We start from the raw sequence: 22,944 nt of genomic DNA, 5'->3' as shown, positions 1-22,944 counted from the left end.
AGGTTTCCTGGATAGCGCAGGGTCCACGCGTCGCAAGCGGGGCCACCGCCGCCCCGCAGCACCGAGCCAACGAGGAGCAGGCCATGACGCTTGAGATCCCGCGCATCATCTCCGTGGACGACCACGTGGTCGAGCCCCCGGACCTGTGGACCTCGCGACTGCCCGCCAAGTACAAGGACCGCGGCCCGCGCGTCGTGCGCGACAAGGCCAAGTTCAACTTCATCGGCGGCGTCTTCTCGTACGAGCGCGGTGTCGAGGACGGCGAGTGGTGCGACTGGTGGCTCTACGACGACCTGGTCTACCCCTTCCCGAAGCTCTCGGCCGCGGTCGGCTTCGACACGCTCGACGTGACCCCGGTCACGTTCGACGACATCCGTCCGGGCGCGTGGATCCAGTCCGAGCGGCTCAAGGACATGGACGCGAACCACGTCGACGCGTCGCTGTGCTTCCCGAACATCCTGCCGCGCTTTTGCGGCCAGGCGTTCTACGAGCGTGAGGACAAGGAGCTCGCCCTCCTGTGCGTCCAGGCGTACAACGACTGGATGATCGACGAGTGGTGCGCCGGCGACGGCAAGGGTCGCCTGCTGCCGATGACGATCATCCCGCTGTGGGACGCGCACCTGGCCGCCGCCGAGGTCCGCCGCTGCGCCTCGAAGGGCTCCTTCGCGGTCGCGTTCTCGGAGAACCCGGTCCCGCTGGGCCTGCCGTCGGTGCACGACAAGGACCGCTTCTGGGACCCGTTCTTCCAGGCGTGCGAGGAGACGAACACCATCGTCTGCATGCACATCGGCTCGTCCTCGAAGATGCCGTCGACGTCGCCGGACGCGCCGTTCATCGTCTCCTCCGTGCTGACCTTCCAGAACGCCATGGGCTCGATGGTCGACTACATCTTCTCGGGCGTCTTCGACCGCTTCCCGAAGATGAAGATCGCCTACGCCGAGGGCCAGGTCGGCTGGATGCCGTACGTCATGGAGCGCGCGGACAAGCTGTGGGCGGAGCGCGACGACAACGCGTTCGGTTCCTCGCTCAAGCAGAAGCCCAGCCTGTACATCGCCGACCGGATCTACGGCTGCATCTTCGACGACGAGATCGGCCTGCGAAACCGCGACGTGATCGGCATCGACCAGATCTGCTTCGAGGTCGACTACCCGCACGCCGACTCGACGTTCCCGCACACGCACAAGGTCGCCCTCGACATCGCGACCAACGCCGGCCTCACCCAGGAGGAGTGCGACAAGCTCTTCCGCGGCAACGCCATCAAGGCCTTCGGCCTGGAACGCTTCGGCATCACGAAGTAGCCCCACCCCCACACGCGCCGGCCGCGCCCGCTCACCCCGGGCACGGCCGGCGTCTCCATGCCACGACCGAACCGCGTCAGGGCCGGATGCCCGTGGCCGGGACGGGGGCCTGGGAGGTGGTCGGGGCCGGCGGCGTGACGGTGGGCGGCTTCGGCGCGGCGGTCGCGGAGCGGAGCGGCAGGTTGGTCAGGGCGATGCCCGCCAGGACGATGGCCGCGCCCGCCGCTTCGATCCAGCCCGGGCGTTCGTTCAGGACGACCCAGGCCGCGAAGATGCCGACGATCGGGACGAGCAGGCCGTAGGGGGCGACCGCCGACGCCGAGCGGCGGCCCAGGAGGGCGAACCACAGGCCGTAGCCGAGCCACGAGGACAGCACGACGGTGAAGGCGAGGCCGCCGACGCCGGCCCAGGACGCCGAGGTCAGCGCGTCCCAGTCCCGGCTGGGTCCCTCGACCGCGAACGACAGGCCGAGCAGCGGCAGCGGCGCCGCGAGCGCGGACCACACCACCAGCCCCACGCCGCCCGGAATACCGGCCTTGCGGGTCAGCATGTTGCCGAAGCCCCACGACGCGCCCGCGCCCACGACGAGCAGGAACGGCCACAGCGACGCGCCCTGACCGCGCCCGAACGCGATCACGCCCATCCCGACGGCGGCCACGCCGAGCGAGATCAGCCGGGTACGGCCCGGGATCTCACGCAGCATCAGCACCGCGAACAGCACGGTGAACATCGCCTGGCACTGGATCACCACCGACGACAGGCCGGCCGGCATGCCCGCGTGCATCGCGCTGAACAGGAACGCGAACTGGCCCGCGTTGACCGTGAGCCCGACCCCGATGATCAGCCACCAGCTCGTCTGCGGCCGCTTGATGAACAGCACCGCCGGAAACGCGACCAGCGTGAAGCGCAGCGCGGCGAGCAGGAACGGCGGGAAGTCGTCGAGGCTCGCGTCGATCGCGACGAAGTTGACGCCCCAGATGACGCTGACGAGCGCGGCCCACATGGAATCGGTACGGGTCATGCCACGCAGTCTGTGGTGGGACCATCCATCTGGTCCAGCTAATTTTTCCGCACCTCAACCGGTAGTTTTGCTACATGGAACTCAAGCGGCTGAACATCCTCCGCGCACTCGACGAGCACGGCACGGTCGCCGCCGCCGCGCAATCGCTGCACCTCACCCCGTCCGCGGTGTCGCAACAGCTCGCGGTGCTCGCGCGCGAGGCCGACGCCGTGCTGTTGGAGAAGAACGGGCGCGGGGTACGACTGACCGCCGCGGCGCACGTGCTGCTCGGCCACGCCGACGCGATCGCGACCCGCCTGGAGCGGGCTCGCGCCGACCTCGCGGCGCAGCGCGACGGGCGAATCGGTCGGGCCCGGGTCTCCAGCTTCCCGTCCGGGATCTCGGGCCTGGTGGCGCCGGCGCTGGCGCGGCTCAAGGTGACCCATCCGGGCTGGCGGTTCGAAGTGGTCCAGCACGAGACCGAGGAGGCGCTCCCGCTGCTGCCCGCCCGGGAGTTGGACATGGCGCTGGTGATGACGCACCCGGATCTGCCCACACCCGACCACCCGCGGATCGAGCTGCATCCGCTCCTCGACGAGCCCTTCGAGATCGCGCTGCCGACCGACCACCCGCTCGCCGGCCGGGCCGAGGTCGACCTCGCGGCCGACCTCGCCGACGCCGACTGGATCATCACGGCGCCCGGAACGGCGTGCCACGGGCTGCTGCTGACGGCATGTCACCACGCCGGATTCCAACCTCGCCTGATGCACACCTCGACCGACTTCGGTGCCCAGCTCGCGCTCGTGGCGGCGGGCCTGGGCGTGACGATCATTCCGCGGCTCGCCCAGCCGACGCTGCCCGCCGGGGTGGTCCTGCGCCCGCTCACCGCACCCGCGCCGCGTCGTCACCTGATGGCGGCGGTCCGCCGCGGGCACGGCCCGTCGCCGCTGCTGACCGCCCTGCGCGAGGTCGGCGCGGAGCTGGCCGCCCGGAAGGGGCCGGGGTCCTGACCACGGGCCGGACCGAGACCGGCCCCACTCACCCCCGCGCGACCGCCGCGGCGGGATCCGGTTCGGCCGAGGCGGAAGGTTCCTCCGGAGCGTGCTTGCCGAAGTACGCGACCGCGACCGCACCGGACACCGCGAGTACGAAGCCGAGCCCCGCCATCCACCCGAGCCCGTCCCGCGACGTATCGCCCAGCCACAACACACCGACCGCGCCCGGCACCACCGTCTCGCCGACCACCAGCGCCGCCGTCGCGCCGTTCACCGACCCGATCTGCAAGGCGATCGTGTGCAGATACATCCCGCCGATGCCACCGATCAACACCGCGTACAACGCGGGGTCCGCGAGCAGCTCGCCGAGGTCGAACGGGTCGATCCCGTCCAGGATTCGCACGCCGATGCCGAGCCCGCCGAAACCGAGCCCGGACAGCAGGCCCGCGACGATCGCCCCGTTGGCGCCCAGGAACCGGACCAGCAGCGTCCCGCCCACGATCACCACGAACGTGACGATCAACACCCACCAGTGCGTGGCCCGGGGACTGTGCCCGTCACCCTCCGGCCCGGCCGCGATACCCAGCAGCACCAGCGCGCCGCACACGACGCCGATCGAGGTCCAGTCGGCTCGGTGCAGCTTGATCCCCAACAGCCTGATCCCGAGCACGGCCGTGACCACCAGGTTCGCGCTGATGATGGTCTGCGACAGGAACAACGGGAGCAACCGCGCGGCCAGCGCCCCGAGGCCGAACCCGACGAAGTCGAGGATGGTCCCGAGGATGAACTCCCACGTGACCGCCGCCTTCGCGGTGGAGGACAGGCTCGGGCCGCCGTACCCCGTCACCGCGGCGCTGCCACCGCCCGACTCGGCCTGCTTGGCCGCCTCCTCGCGCGCGGATCGACGAGACCCCACCGCTTGTAGAACCGACCCCACGCCGTAACACGCGGAAGCCGCGACAGCGGTGACAAGTCCGACGATCACAAAAGACTCCATTTCACACGTACCGAGAACGGCCGCCGCGAACGGCCGCCGAGAACGATCACGCGTCGACACCGAAGACGACCATCGCGAACGGCAACACACACCCTGCCGGCCGCACGGCGGACCAGCCGACCACTCTCGCACCGCCTCGCCAACGATCGTGGCCCGCCTGCGGTTTCCCAATTCCGCCGCGTCGTCGCATCCCATACCTGCGGCGTACCAGGGCCGTACGCATCTCGGTTGACGACATGGCACAAGGCAGGTCGACGAGGGCATTCGAGGGATCATGTGCGTGTCTTGTCATACTTTCCTACGTTTTGTCCGATGCTTCAGAAATGCACAGGTACTCAACTAATCGGACGCGCACGGCAGGTCTCGCGATCTCCGGCGCCGTCACCCTCGGCGGTGTGATCCTCGTTTGCGTATTCGCCGTGCTGGGCTTCGCGAAGCCCTTGCCCGGTGGGCTGGGGCCCTGTGTGCCGGGCAACTGCCCGGCGATAAACGCGGAACCCAACGACGGCCCGATCGCAGGTCGGGACAACGGCATCAACATGTTCGTCGGCGGTGACTGGTCGGTGGGCGGATCCGCTGCCGAGGCGGAGGGCAAATTGGTCGCCCTCGGCAACTTCGACATGAACAAGACCGGCGGGTCCTCCGTCTACAACGTGGGAGTCGTCGGCTTCGGCAGCCGGGTCCCCCCGGTAAACAACACCGACTTCCTCACCGTCGGCGGCAACATCACCATCGCGCCGACGCAGCGACTGATCGCCGAGGAGGGCACGAACGCCAAGGGCGTCGTCCGCTACGGCGGTACGCTCTCCGGCACCGTGGAGCCCACGGCCGTCCGGGACCGGAAAGCCGCCGCCGCCTACAGGGGTCTGCGGAGCCGGTTGACCGACTATTCCGCGTTCTACGCGTTCCCGAACGGGAGGCTGCGCCCGGCCACCGGAACGGCCGTGTACACGACCAACGCCACGGTGTTCACCGGTGACGGAACATCCATGCTGCAGGTCTTCAACGTCGACTTCGACATGGTCGGCGCCGGCAACGGGGACCAGGACATCTCGTTCGTGGGGATCCCTCGCGGCGCCACGGTGCTGGTCAACCTGACCGGGTCGGCCCGGACCATCAGCACCTACATCGGCAGCGCGGACATCCCCGCCGGACTGCGAGAGCGGCTGCTGTGGAACTTCCCGGACGCCACCTCGGTGACGATCAAGGGCAGTGCCCAGTTCCAGGGCAGCGTGCTGGTCGGCAACCGGGCCAGTACCACGACCGTTTCGGTGCCCGGCATGAACGGCCGGTTCTTCACCACCGGTTCGCTGGTCCACCAGTCGAGGTCGGACTCCGAGTTCCACCGGTACCCGTTCGACGGTGATCTGCCGGACTGCGTCACCACCGCCTCGCCCTCGGTCACACCCACGACCATGCGGCCTTCGGCGTCGCCGACCAGGTCCGGGCACCACACCTCCTGGCCGACGAAGTCCGGGCACCCCACGGCCTCGCCCTCGGTGACCCAGTCGGCTTCGCCGACCAAGTCCTGGCACCACACCTCCTGGCCGACCAAGTCCGGGCACCCCACGGCCTCGCCCTCGGTGACCCCGTCGGCTTCGCCGACCAAGTCCTGGCACCACACCTCCTGGCCGACCAAGTCCGGGCACCCCACGGCCTCGCCCTCGGTGACCCCGTCGACCTCGACCTCGTCGTCGAGCCGCCCGGTGCCCCCGGTCGCGCATGACGGCCACAAGGGCGGCGGCGCGCATCCCGACCACGGGACGGGCGGCGGTTCCCCCGGCGGCTCGTCCGGTGGAGCGCAGCACCTGGCGCACAGCGGCCTGTCGAGCAACATCGTGCTGACGCTCGGCGGCGGAGCCCTCGCCCTCGGGATCGGCGCGGCCCTGCTGCTCTGGTTCCGCGCACGTGGGCGAGCCAACGCGCAGAGCTGACCCACTGACCCACTGACCCACCGACCACATGTGGCCCTCGGTCCCGTAAGGGATCGGGGGCCACACCTATGTGCACCACCGAGTGACTCCAGCGCGACCCGCGTGCCGTACTCGCGCCCCGCCCGCCCGCCCCGCGCCCCGGCCGCACAAAGGATGTACGTGGCAACGGTCTCGCCATACTGTGACGTTCGTACAGGTCGTCGGAAGCGGTCGAGAAGCAACGGAGGAGCCCCATGAGCGGGATCTGCGAGGGACGCGTCGTCATCGTGACGGGTGCGGGCAACGGCATCGGACGGGCGCACGCGCTCGCGTTCGCGGCCGAGGGCGCCAAGGTCGTCGTGAACGACCTCGGCGGCGCGCGCGACGGCACCGGCGCGTCCGCGGGTCCGGCGGAGGCCGTGGTGGCCGAGATCGTCGCGGCGGGCGGCGAGGCGGTCGCCAACACGTCCGACATCTCCGACTTCGCGGGCGCGAAGGCACTGATCGACCAGGCGATCGAGACGTTCGGCCGGCTCGACGTGCTCGTCAACAACGCGGGCATCCTGCGCGACCGCATGCTGACCAATATGTCCGAGGCCGAGTGGGACGCGGTCATCAAGGTGCACCTCAAGGGCACGTTCGCCCCGGCGCACCACGCCGCCGCCTACTGGCGCGGCCTGGCCAAGGCGGGCGAGGAGGTGACCGGCCGGATCATCAACACGAGTTCGCCGTCGGGCATCTTCGGCAACATCGGCCAGACCAACTACGGCGCCGCCAAGGCCGGCATCGCCGGCTTCACGATCATCGCGGCCCAGGAACTGGGCCGGTACGGCGTCACGGTCAACGCGATCGCCCCCACCGCCCTCACCCGCCTGACCGAGGACCTGGCCGGCTTCGCCGACGACGCGGAGGCCGCCGCGAAGATCGCCGAACAGCTCGCCCCGGAGCACATCTCACCGCTCGTGGTCTGGCTCGGCAGCACCGCCTCGGCCGACGTCACCGGCCGCGTCTTCTCGGTCACCGGCAGCTCCATCAGCGTCGCCGAGGGCTGGTCCAACGGCCCCACCGTCGACAAGGGCGCCCGCTGGAGCCCGGCCGAACTCACCGACGTGATCCCGGACCTGGTCGCCAAGGCGGCCGGCAACGCGGACATGAGCGGCACCCGCCACTGACCGACCCGAGCACGCCGGGGCAACGGGCCGAGCCGCGATCCGCGGGTCCGGGCCCGTTGCCCGCGTCGTGCCGTGCGGCGCGGTGGTCGCACGGGTGGGTCAGGACCGGCCGGCCGGCTCGATGTTCTGGTTGGCGTGGAAGAGGTTGTTCGGGTCGTAGGCGGCCTTGACCTCCGCGAGCCGGTCGTAGTGACCGCGGTAGGTGGCCTTCACCCGGTCGGCGCGCTCGTCCGCGCCGAGGAAGTTCACGTAGGCGCCGCCCATGGAGTACGGGTGCAGGTCCTCCCAGTAGCCGACGGCCCACCGCTTGATGGCCTCGGCGTTGGCCGGGTCGGGGTCGATGCCGCCGAAGACGCCGGACCAGACCGCGTCCCGGTAGCTCCACGCGGTGTCGTCGTGGCCGACTCGGCCGGCGGCTCCGTCGACGGGGTACAGGTGCATGAGCGACAGGTTGGTGGGGAGGTTCTCGGCGTACTTGGCGTGCACGTCGACGGCCTCGTCCGTGATCGTGTCGAAGAAGTCCCCGCGCCAGTACCACTGAAGGCCGGTGGGCATCAGTTCGTCGAACATGCCCTGCAGCACGGGGTAGGGCATCGGGGTGGTGAAGTGGAAGGCCGGCGGGGCCGGTTCGCCCACCACCGCGAGGGTCCGCTCCAGTTGGTCGGGGTCGCCGGTCCAGCACCACACGACGCCGCACATCTTGTGGCCGTGGATCTCCTCCGGGAACGGCGGGGCCGGCGGCACCGCGAGGGCCGCGAAGAAGCCGTTCAGGTCCTCGGGTGCCTGCGGCAGGAAGTCGCGGTACCAGCGCAGCACATCCGGGGTGCGATCGACCGGCCACAGGGTGACCGCGACTCCCACGGTGTGCACCGGGTGCAGCCGGAACTCGAACGAGGTGACGACGCCGAAGTTCCCGCCGCCACCGCGCAGCGCCCAGAACAGGTCGGCGTTCGTGGCCTCGCTCGCGACGACGCAGCTGCCGTCGGCGAGCACCACGTCCGCGGACAGCAGATTGTCCACCGTCAGACCGTACTTGCGGGTCAGGTGGCCGTGCCCGCCGCCGAGGGTGAGGCCCCCGACGCCCGTCGTGGACACGATGCCGGCGGGGGTGGCCAACCCGAAGGCGTGGGCGGCGTGGTCGAGGTCGCCGAGCTGACTCCCGCCGCCGACCCGGGCCCTTCGCGCGGTGGGGTCGACGCGCGCCCAGCGCATGGGCGACAGGTCGATGGTGACGCCGTCGTCGACCAGACATAGGCCGCCGCCGCTGTGTCCGCCGCCCCGGACCGCGAGTTCGAGACCCCGGTCGCGGATGAAGTCGACCGCGGCCATGACATCCGCCGTGTCCGTACAGCGCACGATGGCCGCCGGGCGTTTGTCGATCATCGCGTTGTAGATCTTGCGAGCCTGGTGGTAGTCCGGATCGTCCGGGCCGATGATCGGACCGCGCAACGTGGTCCGCATCGCTTCCAGTGTGTGGCCGTCCATGGCATCTCCCTGACGAGGCGCGGATCGCGAACCCGCCAGGCCCGCCCCCGAACGGCCCTCGGCAAGCGGTCGTGCGCCGGTGCCTCGGCGCCGTCACGGGCCGCAGCCCGACCCGACACCGAAGGGCTGACCCCTCCAGCCTCCCGCCGGGCGACGGGCGGCGCAATTCAGCCGCGCCGGGCTACAGGCGCGCCGCGCGCGAGGTGCCCGGACGCGGCGCGGAGAGGACCATGAGGTCATGGACGGACGTATCGGCGACATCAGCCCGCCGGGTCGCCTCGCGGAGCCCACCGAGGGCATCGGGATGGCGGAACTCGCGCTCGCGGCCCGGAACCACGGCCTTCCGTTGGAGGCCCTGCGCTACGACGTGACGCCGCCCGGCCTGCACTATGTGCTGATCCACTACGACATCCCCACCGCCCCGGCCGACGACTGGTGGCTCACCGTGAGCGGTCGGGTACGGGCCCCGTTGATGCTGGACCTGGCGACGCTGCGGTCCCTCCCGGCCGTCACCCACCGCGTGACGATGGAGTGCGCGGGCAACGGCCGGGCCCGGCTCGCGCCGCGGCCGGTGAGCCAGCCGTGGCTGGTCGAGGCGGTCGGCACGGCCGAGTGGACCGGGGTGCCGCTGCGCGTGCTGCTCGCCGAAGCCGGGGTGGAGCCGGGGTCGGAGCCGGCTGCCGTCGAGGTCGTGTTCACCGGCGCCGACCACGGTGTCGAGCGCGGCGTCGAGCAGGACTACCAGCGGAGTCTGCCGTTGGCGGTGGCCGCCGGCGACGATCCCGAGGTGCTGGTGGCGTACGCCATGAACGGCCTGCCCCTACCCCCGCAGCACGGCCATCCGCTGCGGCTGGTGGTGCCCGGCTGGTACGGCATGGCGCACGTGAAGTGGCTGCGCGAAATCACGGTCACCGACCGCCCGTTCACCGGCTTCCAACAGGAAGTGGCCTACCGCTACCGGCAGCGGGCCGACGACCCGGGCCGGCCGGTCACCCGGATCGCGCCGCGGGCGCTGATGATCCCGCCCGGGTTCCCGGACTTCATGTCCAGGGCCCGCGTCGTCCGCCCCGGCCGGGTGCTCCTGGAGGGCCGGGCCTGGTCCGGACACGGCCCGGTCATCGGGGTCGAGGTGAGCACGGACGACGACCGCACATGGCACGCGGCCGCGCTCGCGCCGGCGGACGAACACCCCTGGGCCTGGCGCCGTTGGCAGGCGTCCTGGTCGGCCACGCCCGGCACCCACGTGCTCAGCGCCCGCGCCACCGACGCCGAGGGCAACACCCAACCCCTCAGCCAACCCTGGAACCGCGGCGGCTTCGCCAACAACCTGGTCCAACGCGTCCCGGTCCTGTGCCTCGGCGACGACTGACCAGGGCGTGTCTGCAATCCCCGGCGGAGATTCGGCGCCCGGACACGGAACGACCCCGTCACCGGGCGAGCCGGTGCGGGGTCGTTCACGAAGTCGCCCTGGGGGCGGTTACTTGCGCTTGTTGATCTCGGCCTCGAGCTGCGGCATGACCTTGAACAGGTCGCCGACGACGCCGTAGTCGACCAGGTCGAAGATCGGGGCGTCCTCGTCCTTGTTGATCGCGACGATGGTCTTCGAGGTCTGCATGCCCGCGCGGTGCTGGATCGCGCCGGAGATGCCCACCGCGACGTACAGCTGCGGCGAGACCTGCGTGCCGGTCTGGCCGACCTGGTGGCTGTGCGGGTACCAGCCGGCGTCGACCGCCGCGCGCGAGGCGCCCACGGCCGCGCCGAGCGCGTCCGCGACCGACTCGATCACGTGGAAGTTCTCGGCGCCGTTGACGCCGCGGCCACCCGAGACGACGATGTCGGCCTCGGTCAGCTCGGGGCGGTCGGACTTCTCGCGCGGGGCGCGCGAGACGACCCTGGTGCCGGTCGCGACGGCGGTGAAGTCCACCGTCACGGCCTCCACGGCCGGGGTGGCCGGGGCCTCCACCGGGGTGGCGGCGTTGGGCTTGACCGTGATGATCGGCGTGCCCTTGGTGACGTGCGCCTTGACCTGGTAGGTCGCGGCGAACACCGACTGCTCGGTGACCGGGCCGTCGGGGCCGGCCTCGATGTCGACGGCGTCGGTGATCAGGCCCGACTCCAGGCGGACCGCGACGCGCGCCGCGATCTCGCGGCCGTCGGCCGAGGAGGCGACCAGGATCGCGCCCGGCTCGATGCCGCCGGCGATCTGGGTGAGCGCGTCGACGGCCGGGGCGACGAGGTAGTCGCCGACCTCCGGGGCGTCCACGACGTAGACCTTCTGCGCGCCGTACTTGCCCAGCGTCTCGGTGGCGCCGTCGGCGCCCTTGCCCAGGAAGACCGCGGACGGCTCGCCGAGGCGGCGGGCCAGCGTCAGCAGCTCCAGGGTCGGCTTGCGGACCGCGCCGTCGGCGTGGTCGACGAGAACGAGGATCTCAGCCATGTGGGTTCTCTCCTTGTCCGGTACAGCCCGGATTGCTCCGGCCGGGGGTTTGTTTGTTGAAACAGTCCGGTGCTGCTGACCGACTCAGATGAACTTCTTGGCGGCGAGGAACGCGGCGAGCTGCACGCCGCCTTCGCCCTCGTCCTCGACGACCTCGCCCTTGGCGCGCGGCGGGCGCTTGGTGGCGGTGTCGACGGTGGACCACGCGGCGGACAGGCCGACCTGGTCCGACTCGATGCCCAGGTCGTCCAGGTCCAGGGACTCCAGCGGCTTCTTCTTGGCCGCCATGATGCCCTTGAAGGACGGGTAACGGGCTTCGCCGGTGCGGTCGGTGACGGACACGACGGCGGGCAGCGATGCCTCGATGCGCTCGGTGGCGACGTCACCCTCGCGACGGCCCTTGACGACGCCCTTCTCGACGGCGACCTCGTCCAGGTAGGTGACCTGCGGAACGCCCAGGCGCTCGGCGAGCATGGCCGGGACGACACCCATCGAGGCGTCGGTGGAGGCCATGCCGCACACGACGAGGTCGAAGCCCGCGCGCTCGATGGCCTTCGCGAGGATCAGCGAGGTACCGAGCGCGTCGGTGCCCGCGATGTCGTCGTCGTTGACGTGGATGGCCTTGTCGCCGCCCATCGCCAGGGCCTTGCGCAGTGCGTCCTTGGCATCGTCCGGACCGACCGTCAGGTACGTGATCTCGGCCTCGACGCCGGACTCCACGATCTTGAGAGCCTGCTCGATCGCGTACTCGTCCAGCTCCGACAGCAGGGAGTCGACCGACTCGCGATCGGTGGTGCCATCGTCGTTGAAGCCCCGGTCCCCGGTCGCGTCGGGTACGTACTTCACGCAGACAACGATTTTCACAACAGTTCTCCTGTGGTCGTCCGGTCACCCAGGTGCCGTTCCGAGGGTGTCATGCCCGTCGACGAGGTCCGCGACGGGCCCGCGGTTCCGGCCCCAAGATCCATCAATCTCCGCGCCACGATGCCACGCCCGCGCGGGGGCGCACGCGTGACACAGGGCACATTCAGTTCTGACGGTCCGTCAACTTCTGGAATCGAGAGTACGCGGTCCTGGCAAAGCCGCCGACCATCGACCCTCGTCCGACCCCTCAGCACTTCTCCAGCGCCCCCCGAACGGCTATGTTACTGGAGAGTAATAGGAGCTTAGTACCCGCTCCTCGCGCTTGTCACCGGTGCGTGGTCCGAACGAGAGCAACGTCACCGGCGCGCCCAGCTCGGCGGCGACGAATTCCGGCCACGCGGCGGGGGCCGGCGCGGGTTCCACGATCGGCCGCGCGGCGAACATGTGCCCGGTCATCCGCTCGGCGTGCGCGAGGTCCCGCGCCGGACCCACCACCGGCGCCGTCCCCGCCGCCCCCTCCTCCACCCTCGCGTACGCGCGCGCGACCCCCAGCTCGGGCCGGCGTACGTCCAGGTGGGTGAGCGCGACCCCGTCCACTCCCCCGCACGCCGCGACCGCGTACCGATGCGCGACCGCGTCGAAGTGCCCCACCCGGAACGCGCCCTGCCAGCGCCCCGTCCCGTTGTGCGCGTCCGGCAGAGCCGCCGCGAGGGCCGCGTCCTCGGTGGGCAGCGGGCCCGCGCCGTGCCGGGTCGTGTACGTGCGGAGCACGCCGAGCCGGTACAGCCCCACCCCCGCCTCGGCCGCGAGCGTCTCGGCGTTCGCGAACGTCGTGGTCGACCAGGTCGTGTACGGATGGAACCCGTGCCACTCGTCGAGTAGGACGCCCTGGGCCCCCTCGAAGACGACCGGGCCGCCGCGCAGCAGCTCGCGCGTGTACGCGTCGTCCACCACCCGCACCGCCCGGCCGAACGCCAGGAACGCCGCCACGCACGCGTCCACGTCCGGCCCCAGCGGTGTCCCGAACTCGACGCTCAGCACGTCCCGCACGGCCGCCAGTCGGCGGCGCAGCAGCGCGGGCGAGCCGCAGTCGCCGGCCCGGGGCGCGAGCGCGGGGTGGGCGAGCGCGAAGGCCGCGGTCTCGCCCACCCCCATCCCGCACGAGCCGTGCCGCGCCGCGCCGCGCGCCAGCTCCCGGGCCCGGTTGGCCGCCGCGTGGTAGGGCGTGGTCAGCAGCGCGTCCCGGTCCACCGTCAGCAGCGCGAACGGGTCGGGCACCCCCAGCGTCCGCAGGTGTCCGGCCTCGGCGGCCAGCGCGAGCGGATCGACGAGCATGAACCGGGACAGGTGCGTGCGCGTGCCCGGCGTGAACGTGCCCGAGCCGAACTGGGCGAAGGTGTGGTGCCGCCCGTCGTCGGTGACCACGTTGTGCGCGGCCTGCGCGCCGCCGTTGAACCGCACCACGGCGTGGACCGGCCGCCCCTCGTCCCGCGCTCGCGCGCACAGCCGGTCCACCGTGGTGCCCTTGCCCGCGTCGCCGAACCCGAGGTCCACGACCGCGATGTGACGATGGATCACAGACGCGTGGTGCCCGCGTCGTCGCCGTCCGGACCCGGCAGCGCGCCGGACACCGCGACCGCGCCGTTCGTGCGCGCGTACGACGCGAGCGCCTTCGACACGTTCGCGACCTGGCCGGTGGCACCCACCTCGCGCAGGTGGTCCAGGCCCTCGTCGAGATCGATCGCGTCCTCGGCGAGCCCGATGGTCAGCGCGATCGTCTCGCACACGCCGTCCGCGTCGTCGAGTTCGATGACGTTCTGCCGCAGCAGGCCCTTCCACTCCCCCAGGACCTCCTTGTCGCCCACGTAGGACGATCCGGCGGGGAGGATGTAGTAGACCTCGTACATCCGCTGCAACTCGGCCAGGATCCGCTCGATCGGGATGTCCTCGCCGATGTCGTCGCCGATGAACTCCTTCACCTCGGCCCGCCGCACCTTGCGGTAGGGCATCTCGTCGCCGATGACGAACAGGTAGCCGCGCTTGCCGCGCTTCTCGTGGCAGTCGATCGAGGTGTGCCGGGCCATGAAGTACAGGGCCAGCTCGTACGATTCGCGCTTCTGCCCGCCGCCGCCACCCTCGAGGAGGATGTTGCCGAGCTGGTCGTCCATCCGGTTGTCGGACTCGAACTGGCCGATCTGCAACGGCACTCGGTCGCAGGTGGCGTCGCCGATCGCGCCGAACATGATCTGCGGGTCGCTGACGTAGCCCTTGCGCAGCAGCAGCCCGAACAGCTCGGGCAGCTTGGTCTGCAGGGTCTGCGGGACCTGCAGCATCGACCCCGTCACGTCGAACAGCACCGAGATCGCGAGCGACGTCGGGTGCTCGTCGCTGTCGCGGCTCTCGCGGATCCCCGCCGAGCGCGGGTCGAGGTCGGCGTGCGCCTTCCACGCGCTGCGCGGCGTGCTGTTCTGGGTGACGTGGCTGTAGTGGAACGCACTGCGGCCCTTGGCCGCGTTGTAGCTCTGCGCCGCGTCGTAGACGTTGGTGGACCAGTTGCCACTGCCCATGGTGCTCACTCCCCGATCGGGACGATGGGATTGCTGCTGATTGGCCTTCGGGGGCCGGGGCGGAATCGACCGGCCGGTCGCCGGTCTTGTCGGTCTTGTCGGCTCACCCGTCGGCCGTGTCGGACCTCGCGGACCTGGCGGACCTGGTGGCCCTGTCGGCGGCCTTGTCGGCGGTCCTGGGGTCGGCCGCGGCCTTGGGCTCGCGCCGGGACGGCATCGCGAACGGCCGGAAGCGGCGCGGGCCGTAGAGCTTGCCGAGCAGTTCGTCCAACTCGCCGAGCAGCTTCCACGCGTCGTGTGGACGACGCGCGGGCGCCGGCAGCGAGCAGCCGCGGGCGAACCGGAGCAGCGCCTTGGGCGCGTCCGCGGCGAGCAGGTCGGTGACGCACTTCGTCGCCATGTACACGTCCGCGGCCGTCTCCGGCGGCTGCTTGCCGGGGATCTCCGGCGGGTACAGGGCGGCGTGCCGGTCGATCATCGCCGGGACGTGCTCGACGGCCTTGGCCCGCAGCACCGCGTCCGGCCGATCGGCGTCGTCGGGCCCGGCCAGCAGCACCGAGTAGCACCAGTCGACCAGGACCAGGCCGTGCTCGCGCGGGTGGATCAGCACGTGGTCGGGGGTGATCGCGCCGTGCACCACGCCGGCCCGGTGCGCGTAGCCGATGGCGACCAGGAGCCGGCGCCACATCCACGCCACGTCGCGCGCGTCCAGGCCGTCGGGGTACGCCTCGCGCACCTCGGTCAGCGAGCGGAAGCCGCGGACCCGCTCGATCACGTTGGCGCGCCGCTCGGTGCCGGACTTCGCGTCGCGGTAGCGGAAGGTCTCGATCAACCTCGGTACGTAGGCCGCGTATTCGGGGTCGCCCTCGCGGGCGATCCGCTCCAGGGCGGTCGCCTCACGCTCCATCAGGTCGTTGTCGGTGACCGAGCGCGGCAGCTTGAGCAGCGCGCGCGACTCGCCGTCGTCCTCGGCCCGGTAGGCGACCTTGTACAGCGTCGCGATGTCGCCGCGCGCACGCTCCTCGCCGACCGAGTAGACCCGGCGCTTGGTGGTGATCACGACCTGACGGCCCGTCACTCCGGTGATGTCCTGCTGGTAGCGGTTCCACAGCTCGCCCAGCCGGGTGAACGCGGCGGCGGCCTCGGTACGTCGGGCCTCGGGCGCGGTGTCCGGGTGGAGCAGCCGGGCGAGCAGTCGATAGGTGCGGCTGCCCGCGCGCAGGCACGCCTCGGGGGTGCCGTCGTAGGGCCCGAAGACGGCTTGCGGATCGAGGGCGTTCGTGAGCAGGTCGAGGGCGTCTTCGAGGGTCACGGGAGCGGTCGAGGTGGTGCCTGGCGTCCTTGTCATCGGGAGTCCTCCTCCGGGGACGGGCGCAGCAGCGCCGGGTGCAGCAGACGTGCGGGGCCCGCGCGATAGAGCCGGGCGCGCCGTCCGCCCCTGGCTCCGCCGCGGGCGGTGGTGGCGCCGGTGTCCTCGACGAAGCCGGGCACGGACAGCACCTTGCGGTGGAAATTGCCGGCGTGCATGGGCTCGCCCCATACCGCCTGGTAGACCTCGCGGAGCTCGGTGATCGTGAACTCCTCACCCGCGAACGCGGTGGCGAGCGGCGTGTACTCGAGCTTGGCGCGGGCCCGTTCGAGGCCGTCGGCGAGGATGCGCGCGTGGTCGAAGGCCAGCGTGCGCGGATCGATGCCGGCGACCGGCACCCACAGCGCGTGGGCGGCGTCGCCACCGGCGGTCGGATCGGGCAGGTCCGGCGCGAACGCGAGGTGCGCGACCGAGACGATCCGCATCCGCGGGTCGCGCCCGGGGGTTCCGTACGTGCCGAGCTGTTCGAGGTGGACGCGGTCGAGCCGGGCGCCGGCGGCGAGCCCGGTCTCCTCGGCCAGTTCGCGCTCGGCGGCCTCGTCGAGGTCCTCCTCGCGGCGCGTGCCGTCGGGGTCCACGACCGGCCGGACGAACCCGCCGGGCAGCGCGAGCCGGCCCGCGAAGGGCATCTCGCCACGCCGCACCAGCAGGACGTGCAGCGCCTTCGCGGCGCTTTCGGCGGCGCCGTCCGCGGTGTGGTCCGAGGCCGGCTCGCCCGCGAGTCGGCGAATGGTCAGGGCGACGATGTCGACGGTCACCGCGATCGGTTCGTAGGCACGCGGGTCGTACGACGCGAGCCAGTCGCGTTCGGTGGTGACGGTGTCGACCATGTCGTGCTTCCTTCCGATGTGCCCAGTTGATGTGCTCAGTGCGATGCACGTCCGACGCACCCCCGTCGGTTCACGTTCCCGACGCCCTCTCGCAAGTTATTCTCCATATGAGATTTTCTGAACCTGAGAACAACATACACGCTTCGACCGACACGGGCGAGGGGGTTATCCCTCGCGGGGTCGGCTCCCTCTGGTAGGCATGGGCGATCCATCGCCGCCCGCGTGCGGGCCACCGGCGGCGCCCGGAACACCCGAGCAGGAGCGGAGAAGGTGGCATGTCCGATATGACCGGTCCCGACATGAACGCCGTCGTGGGCGAGCAGGACCTACTGCTCGTCACGCTCGACGCGCTGCGGTACGACGTGGCCGTGGAACTCGCCGCGGCCGGACGGCTGCCCAACCTGGCCCGTGTGCTGCCCGAGGGCGGCTGGGAGCGCCGGCACACGCCGGCCATCCTCGCGTTCGCCGCGCACACCGCGTTCCTGGCGGGCCATCTGCCCACGCCGACGGCCCCGGGGCCGCACCCGCGCCTGTTCGCGGCCCGGCAGGGCGACAACGAGTCGACCGACGCGCACACCTGGCTGTTCGACACCCCGGACCTGGCCGGCGCGCTGACGAAGGCCGGCTATCACACCGCGTGCATCGGCGGCGTCGGCTGCTTCGACAAGCAGGGCGCGCTCGACTCGGTGCTGCCGGGCATGTTCGCCGAGAGCCACTGGGACCCCGAGCTCGGCGTCACGTCGCCGATCTCGTTCGAGGCCCAGGTCGCGCGCGCCGAGTTGGTCGTCGGCGGCCTCGACCCGGACCGTCGGCTGTTCCTGCTGGTCGACGTCGCGGCGATCCACCAGCCGAACTGGTTCCACACCCCGGGCGCCACCGCCGCCGGCGGCGACAGCCGCGAGACGCACGCGGCCGCCCTGGAGTACGTCGACCGGCACATCGGCCGACTCTTTCGGGCGATGAGCTTCCGCCGCCCGTGCTTCGCGATCGTCACCAGCGACCACGGCACGGCCTACGGCGAGGACGGCCACACCGGCCACAACGTCGCCCACGAGGTGGTCTGGACGGTCCCGTACGCGCACTTCACGATGAGTCCCGGCGAGTGGTGAGCGCGGGTCCGCGGAGCGCCTGAGCATGGACACGCGAACGGCGTCGGCCCGGCCGCGGGGATCAAGTTGGCAGTCCGAACGCGGATCCGGTAAGTTTTCGCCGCGCAGGCCCCAATAGCTCAGTCGGTAGAGCGTCTCCATGGTAAGGAGAAGGTCTACGGTTCGATTCCGTATTGGGGCTCCAGGCAGACGAGAGGCCCCCCGGTTCACCGGGGGGCCTCTCGCACGTCTGTCGTCCGTAGCCTGTCGCCTGCCGTCGGGCGGCAATCGTCGGTCGGCAATCGTCGACCGTCGCGCTTCCGGCGCCCATCGAGGGACGCCGCCTCGGCTCAGCCGAACCGCGCGACCAGCCTCGCGTCCAACTCGGCGAGGAAGTCGCGGCCGTAGCGGCCGTTTTCCAGGCCCGCCAGAAGTTCCTCCGGCAGGTCCTGCGCGTACTCGGCCGAGCAACTCGCCGCCGCCAGCGCGATCGTGGCCACCGTGTCCACGTCGCCGTTGTACGCCACACAGGCCTTCAGCAGGGCCGCCACGCTCGTGTGCGCGGCGAGCGCGGTGACCGCCGCGCGGGTGCTGTCCATGCCCGCCGAGCCGACCTTGCCGCGCCACGGCCGCGCCCACACGGCCGGGTCCGTCGACGCCGGCAGGGTCGCGGCCAGCCAGTCCGGCAGCGCCGCGACCGGGCCCAGGCCGTAGCGGCAGTAGTGCACCGCGAGGGCCGCCGCCGTGGCCGAGGTCATCCCGCCGAGCGTCCGGTGCGTGATCCGCGCCTGGAGCGCCGCCGTGCGCCGCACGTCCGCGATGTCGGGCAGCAGTCCGATCACGCCCGCCCGCATGGCCGCGCCGCTCTTGTCGCTCTCGGGACGCAGCACCTCGAGCAACTGCGCCCCGTCGACCACGTCTTCGAGTACGCCCCGGAACCCCCGCGCGTAACCGGCGCGCGCGTCCCGCTTGTACGCCCGTACGAACAGGTCCGCGAGCACCGGGATTCCGTGATCGTCGCCGAGCAGCCATTCGGCGACCGCGATGCTCATCTGCGTGTCGTCGGTGTATCGACCGGGCAGCACGTCACGATGACGAGGATGTTGCACGTAACCGGCCAGCGTGTTGCCTCGCGCCACGAACGGGCGATCCGCATACTCGAAGCCGGCTCCATAAGCGTCTCCGACAGCCAGTTCGACCAACACGATGAACCACATCCCCCACCCGGGTGGCCCGCCATCCGCCGAATGCAGCAGCGCCCCACCTCCCCGACGCAAGCCGGTAGAGCGTACCGTGGCCCGGGGCGGCAACCTGATGGTCCGTCAGTCGTAATGTCAGGAGCCATGCGTGCGCCGGAGTGCAGGGGCGTACGCCACAAATCGGTATGGACCCGCGCGCACCACCTGTCCCTCTCCGGAGTGATGCTCCTCGCGCCGTGTCCAACTGCAAGACGTTTCCGCGCCGCGGCGGATACCGTCAACGATGATCACGCGATCGTCGGGACGTACCGGACGTACCATTCGGCTCGTCCGAACGGGTGATAACGGGTGATGTGGCTCGTTCACACGGCTGCTGGGGATTGTGGCCGGCTCGTCCGAGAGGCGACCGCACCGACATTGCGCGGTGACGGATCGCCCCCGAGGAGGAAAGGTGGGGCGGTGGATCGACCATCGTGGGCGCCGGGCACAGCGTGGGTCCAGGCGTGCCGGGGGGCCGGAATGTGCGCCCGGACCACCGTGGGGAGCGCAGGGTGAGCGGTACGACGGACGACGCGCGGGCCGATGGGGTCAAGGCGTCGCTGAGCCGATTCGCCCGCGACTGGGCCCGCACCGTCGAGGGCACCAGCTTCGTCCCGTTGAGCGGCAACGAAATCGAACAGTACCTGCGTCAACAGGCCGTGCGGTTGGCCACGGCACTGCGCACCGAGCCGTTCGACCCGGCCGCCGCACGCGAGGTCGGCGCGTCGCTCGTGGGCCAACACTTCACCAGCAGCGCGACGCTGGAGCGCACCCTGGGCCTGGTCGGCCCGTGGTGGCCGATCCTGCGCAACGACGCGGTCTCGCGCGGCCAGGACCCCAACGAGTACCTGGAACGCCTCTCCACGCTCGTGGGCGCCCTCGCCGCGGGTTACGCCGAGGCCCTGCGCCGGCGGACCCTGGACGAGCAGGAGGCCATCCACGCGGCCGTCCTGGTCGCGCGCGACAACGCCGAGCACGCGCTGCACACGAGCGAGGCGCGTTTTCGCGCGGTGTTCGACCAGGCCGCGATCGGCATCGGGATCGGCGACGTCGACGGCAACGTGATCGACGTCAACCAGGCGATGACGACGATGTTCGCGGCCAGTGTCGAGGAGATGTGCAAGCGGCAGGTCCGCGACTTCATGCACGACGGCGACACCGACCACATGTGGAAGCTGTACGACGACCTCGTGACCGGCGAGCGCGACCACTTCGCGCTCGAGAAGCAGTTCGAGAACGCCGACGGCGAGACCCTGTGGACGCACCTGTCGCTCTCCCTGGTCCGCGACTCCAAGGGCAACCCCGAGTACCAGGTGTGCATGCTGGAGGACGTCACCGACCGGCACCGCCTGCACACCCGGCTCCGCCACCAGGCGATGCACGACCAGCTCACCGGCCTGCCCAACCGCGCGCTCTTCGTCGAGCGCCTGACGGCGGCGTTCGAACGGCCGGGCCCCGGTGATCGGGTCGGCCTGTGCTACCTGGACCTGGACGGGTTCAAGGTGGTCAACGACAGCCTCGGGCACGACGTGGGCGACCAGTTGCTGGTCGCGGTGGCGCGGCGGCTGAGCCGGTACGCGGGCCAGGCGGGCCATTTGATGGCGCGCATGGGCGGCGACGAGTTCGTGATCCTGGTCGAGCACTCGACCGGCACGGGCCAGGTGGTCGCGCTCGCCGACGGCGTGTTCGCCGCGTTGCGCGAGCCGTTCCGGATCCGCGGCCACGATCTGACGGTAACCGCGAGCATCGGCATCGTCGAACGCCCGGTGGCCGGCACCAGCCCCGCCGACACCCTGCGCGCGGCCGACATAACGCTCTACTGGGCCAAGTCCGACGGCCGGGGCCGCTGGACGGTGTTCGACACCGACCGCAACGACCGCGAGGTGGCCCGCTACACGCTGTCCGCCGAGATGCCCGCGGCCCTGCACCACGGCGAGTTCTACGTCGACTACCAGCCGCTGGTCTCGCTCGCCGACGGCGGCGTACTGGGCGTCGAGGCCCTCGTCCGCTGGCGCCATCCGCGCAACGGCCTGGTCGGCCCGGACCGCTTCATCGGCCTCGCCGAGGAGACCGGCCTGATCGTCCCGCTGGGCATGCACGTGCTCGAACAGGCCTGCCGCGAGGCGCGCCGCTGGCAGGACCTGGAACCCGACGGCGCACCCTTCATCAGCGTCAACCTCGCGGAACGCCAGTGCCGCGAACCGGGGTTGGTCCGCCAGGTCGAACGCGTACTGTCCGAGACGGGCCTGGACCCCGGCCGCCTGCAATTCGAGCTGACCGAGAGTCAGATCATGTCCACCGACGGCGGCCCGCTGGAACGCCTGCGCGAACTGGCCGCGATGGGCATCCGGATCGCGATCGACGACTTCGGCACGGGCTACTCGAACCTGGCCTACCTGCGGCGCCTGCCGGTCTGCGAACTCAAGATCGCCGGCTCCTTCGTCGAGGGCCTCCGCCAACCCGGCGACTCGGACCCGGTCGACGGCCGCATCGTCGCCTCCCTGGTCGAGTTGGCCCACGCCATCGGCCTCACGGTCACCGCGGAAGGCATCGAAACCGCGGTCCAGGCCGAACGCCTCCGCGCCATCGGCTGCGATGCCGGTCAGGGCTGGTACTTCTCCCGTCCGGGGCCGCCGGACCGCATCGAGGGCATGCTGACGGGGGTCAAGGAGCCTGGGTAACCCGGGAGCCGGCTGCGGTAGCGCCACGGCGGGCTGTTGCGCCCACCCGCTCCGCCCGTTGCGTATACGTCGCGGGCTGCGGTTCTTCAGGCGACCGGTGGGCCGGGTCGGGCCTGGCTGCCTGGTGCGTGGTGGGTGGTGGGTGGTGTGCGGGTCGCTGCGGTTGCGTCTTGGTTGGGTTGGGCTGTTGCGCCCACCCGCTCCGCCCGTTGCGTTGTGTGTCTCGGGCTGCGGTTTTAGAGGCGACCGGTGGGCCCGGTCGGGCCTGGCTGCCTGGTGTGCGGTGTGTGGGTCGCTGGGGTTGCGTCTTGGTTGGGTTGGGATGGTTGCGCCCACCCGCTCCGCCCGTTGCGTATGTGTCTCTGGCTGCGGTTTTAGAGGCGGCCGGTGGGTCCGGTCGGGCCTGGTGGCCACCGGTGTGGCTGCGCGAGTTCGGGTGGGTTGGCTGCGGTTCTACGGTGTGGGCCGGCCCTGGGTCGCCGGGTTTGGCTGCGGTCCTGGCGCGTCAGCGCCCACCGGTCGGGTCGGGGTCGTGATCGACGAGCGCAGCGAGGAGAGCGGCCGGAGGCCGCTGCTTGTGCTTTTCACGACGTCGATGGCCCGGAGCTTGCGGAGGGACAGCGACGTGCGAGCGGAGTGCCGCTTTTGTGGAGCGCCAGCGGAACAAAAGTGGTGCTTCGGGAGCCGGCGGCCCCGCCGCCCAAAAAGAAGGTCCGCCGCACCCGCGACACCGGCTTCCCTGCTCCGCCGCACCGGCGCCCCGGGCTTCGCCGTCCCGCCGCACCCGCAACACGGGCCCTCCCACCCCCGCTGCGCCACCGTCACGGGCCGCCGCCCCCGCCGCACCCACGACCCCGGCCTCCCCGCCCCGCCACACCCGCGATGCGGGCCCCGTGCCGCCGCGCCTGCGTCCCCGGCATCCCGTTCCCGCCGCCTCTGCGGTGCCTCCCCCGCGTCGCCGGCCGCCTGTCGGTCCCCGGCCCTAACGTGTTCCTGAGTGGAACCGACCC

The 22,944-nt window shown here is 71.3% G+C and carries 17 protein-coding genes and 1 tRNA gene; 8 read left to right on the top strand and 10 right to left on the bottom strand.

What is annotated here, in order from left to right; all coding sequences use genetic code 11:
* Positions 1-83: 83 nt before the first annotated feature.
* Positions 84-1,298 carry an amidohydrolase family protein gene (locus OG928_RS27115; RefSeq protein ID WP_406288364.1) on the top strand — a complete coding sequence of 405 codons (1,215 nt, stop codon included), beginning with the start codon at positions 84-86 and terminating at the stop codon, positions 1,296-1,298.
* Positions 1,299-1,374: 76 nt separating this feature from the next.
* Here OG928_RS27115 and OG928_RS27110 read toward each other — a convergent pair whose 3' ends face one another.
* The gene (locus OG928_RS27110) at positions 1,375-2,319 is read right to left on the bottom strand and encodes an EamA family transporter (protein WP_406288361.1); all 945 of its coding nucleotides are present in this window, start codon (positions 2,317-2,319) and stop codon (positions 1,375-1,377) included.
* 74 nt (positions 2,320-2,393) lie between these two features.
* Between OG928_RS27110 and OG928_RS27105 the strand changes: the two genes are divergently transcribed.
* Positions 2,394-3,308, top strand: a complete 915-nt coding sequence (locus OG928_RS27105) for a LysR family transcriptional regulator (protein ID WP_406288358.1) — start codon at positions 2,394-2,396, stop codon at positions 3,306-3,308.
* Positions 3,309-3,336: 28 nt separating this feature from the next.
* Here OG928_RS27105 and OG928_RS27100 read toward each other — a convergent pair whose 3' ends face one another.
* The gene (locus tag OG928_RS27100) at positions 3,337-4,278 is read right to left on the bottom strand and encodes a hypothetical protein (RefSeq protein WP_406288356.1); all 942 of its coding nucleotides are present in this window, start codon (positions 4,276-4,278) and stop codon (positions 3,337-3,339) included.
* Positions 4,279-4,685: 407 nt separating this feature from the next.
* On the opposite strand from OG928_RS27100, the gene OG928_RS27095 reads away from it, so the two are divergent.
* Entirely contained in the window at positions 4,686-6,224 is a 1,539-nt protein-coding gene (locus OG928_RS27095) for a choice-of-anchor A family protein (protein WP_406288354.1), read from the top strand.
* A 233-nt stretch (positions 6,225-6,457) separates the two neighbouring features.
* Positions 6,458-7,375 (top strand): SDR family oxidoreductase, encoded by a 918-nt coding sequence (locus tag OG928_RS27090; RefSeq protein ID WP_406288352.1) that lies wholly within the window; start codon positions 6,458-6,460, stop codon positions 7,373-7,375.
* A gap of 99 nt (positions 7,376-7,474) precedes the next feature.
* Here the strand turns inward: OG928_RS27090 and OG928_RS27085 are convergent, their stop codons facing one another.
* On the bottom strand, positions 7,475-8,860 hold the full coding sequence (locus tag OG928_RS27085; protein WP_406288349.1) for an FAD-binding oxidoreductase: 1,386 nt from the start codon (positions 8,858-8,860) through the stop codon (positions 7,475-7,477).
* 238 nt (positions 8,861-9,098) lie between these two features.
* Here OG928_RS27085 and OG928_RS27080 point away from each other — a divergent pair, with 238 nt between their 5' ends.
* Positions 9,099-10,229: a sulfite oxidase gene (locus OG928_RS27080; protein ID WP_406288346.1), complete on the top strand. Its 1,131-nt coding sequence runs from the start codon at positions 9,099-9,101 to the stop codon at positions 10,227-10,229.
* A 108-nt stretch (positions 10,230-10,337) separates the two neighbouring features.
* Here the strand turns inward: OG928_RS27080 and OG928_RS27075 are convergent, their stop codons facing one another.
* The 6 genes from OG928_RS27075 to OG928_RS27050 form a co-directional block, all read right to left on the bottom strand.
* Positions 10,338-11,297, bottom strand: a complete 960-nt coding sequence (locus tag OG928_RS27075) for an electron transfer flavoprotein subunit alpha/FixB family protein (RefSeq protein WP_406288344.1) — start codon at positions 11,295-11,297, stop codon at positions 10,338-10,340.
* 84 nt (positions 11,298-11,381) lie between these two features.
* Positions 11,382-12,143, bottom strand: a complete 762-nt coding sequence (locus OG928_RS27070; RefSeq protein ID WP_406288343.1) for an electron transfer flavoprotein subunit beta/FixA family protein — start codon at positions 12,141-12,143, stop codon at positions 11,382-11,384.
* Between the two features lie 294 nt (positions 12,144-12,437).
* The gene (locus OG928_RS27065; RefSeq protein WP_406288341.1) at positions 12,438-13,739 is read right to left on the bottom strand and encodes an adenylosuccinate synthetase; all 1,302 of its coding nucleotides are present in this window, start codon (positions 13,737-13,739) and stop codon (positions 12,438-12,440) included.
* Positions 13,736-14,728 (bottom strand): hypothetical protein, encoded by a 993-nt coding sequence (locus OG928_RS27060; protein ID WP_406288338.1) that lies wholly within the window; start codon positions 14,726-14,728, stop codon positions 13,736-13,738. Before OG928_RS27060 ends, OG928_RS27065 begins: the two co-directional genes overlap by 4 nt.
* Positions 14,729-14,831: 103 nt before the next feature.
* Complete coding sequence (locus OG928_RS27055; protein ID WP_406288336.1) at positions 14,832-16,076, bottom strand: lipopolysaccharide kinase InaA family protein; 1,245 nt, start codon at positions 16,074-16,076, stop codon at positions 14,832-14,834.
* Positions 16,073-16,927 (bottom strand): NUDIX domain-containing protein, encoded by an 855-nt coding sequence (locus tag OG928_RS27050; protein ID WP_406288333.1) that lies wholly within the window; start codon positions 16,925-16,927, stop codon positions 16,073-16,075. The genes OG928_RS27055 and OG928_RS27050 overlap by 4 nt, the downstream gene beginning before the upstream one ends.
* 299 nt (positions 16,928-17,226) lie before the next feature.
* On the opposite strand from OG928_RS27050, the gene OG928_RS27045 reads away from it, so the two are divergent.
* Both OG928_RS27045 and OG928_RS27040 read left to right on the top strand, forming a co-directional pair.
* Complete coding sequence (locus OG928_RS27045; RefSeq protein ID WP_406291239.1) at positions 17,227-18,036, top strand: STM4013/SEN3800 family hydrolase; 810 nt, start codon at positions 17,227-17,229, stop codon at positions 18,034-18,036.
* Positions 18,037-18,144: 108 nt separating this feature from the next.
* Positions 18,145-18,220 (top strand) — tRNA-Thr (locus OG928_RS27040).
* A gap of 145 nt (positions 18,221-18,365) precedes the next feature.
* Here OG928_RS27040 and OG928_RS27035 read toward each other — a convergent pair.
* A complete protein-coding gene (locus tag OG928_RS27035) occupies positions 18,366-19,154 on the bottom strand; it encodes an ADP-ribosylglycohydrolase family protein (RefSeq protein WP_406288331.1) in 789 nt (262 codons plus the stop codon).
* Between the two features lie 611 nt (positions 19,155-19,765).
* On the opposite strand from OG928_RS27035, the gene OG928_RS27030 reads away from it, so the two are divergent.
* Complete coding sequence (locus OG928_RS27030; RefSeq protein ID WP_406288329.1) at positions 19,766-21,934, top strand: putative bifunctional diguanylate cyclase/phosphodiesterase; 2,169 nt, start codon at positions 19,766-19,768, stop codon at positions 21,932-21,934.
* Positions 21,935-22,944: the final 1,010 nt, after the last annotated feature.

The organism is Embleya sp. NBC_00896 (assembly GCF_045207785.1).
Classification (GTDB): domain Bacteria; phylum Actinomycetota; class Actinomycetes; order Streptomycetales; family Streptomycetaceae; genus Embleya.
Note: the sequence above shows the minus strand (reverse complement) of the source record. Positions and strands in the feature narration are given on the sequence as shown.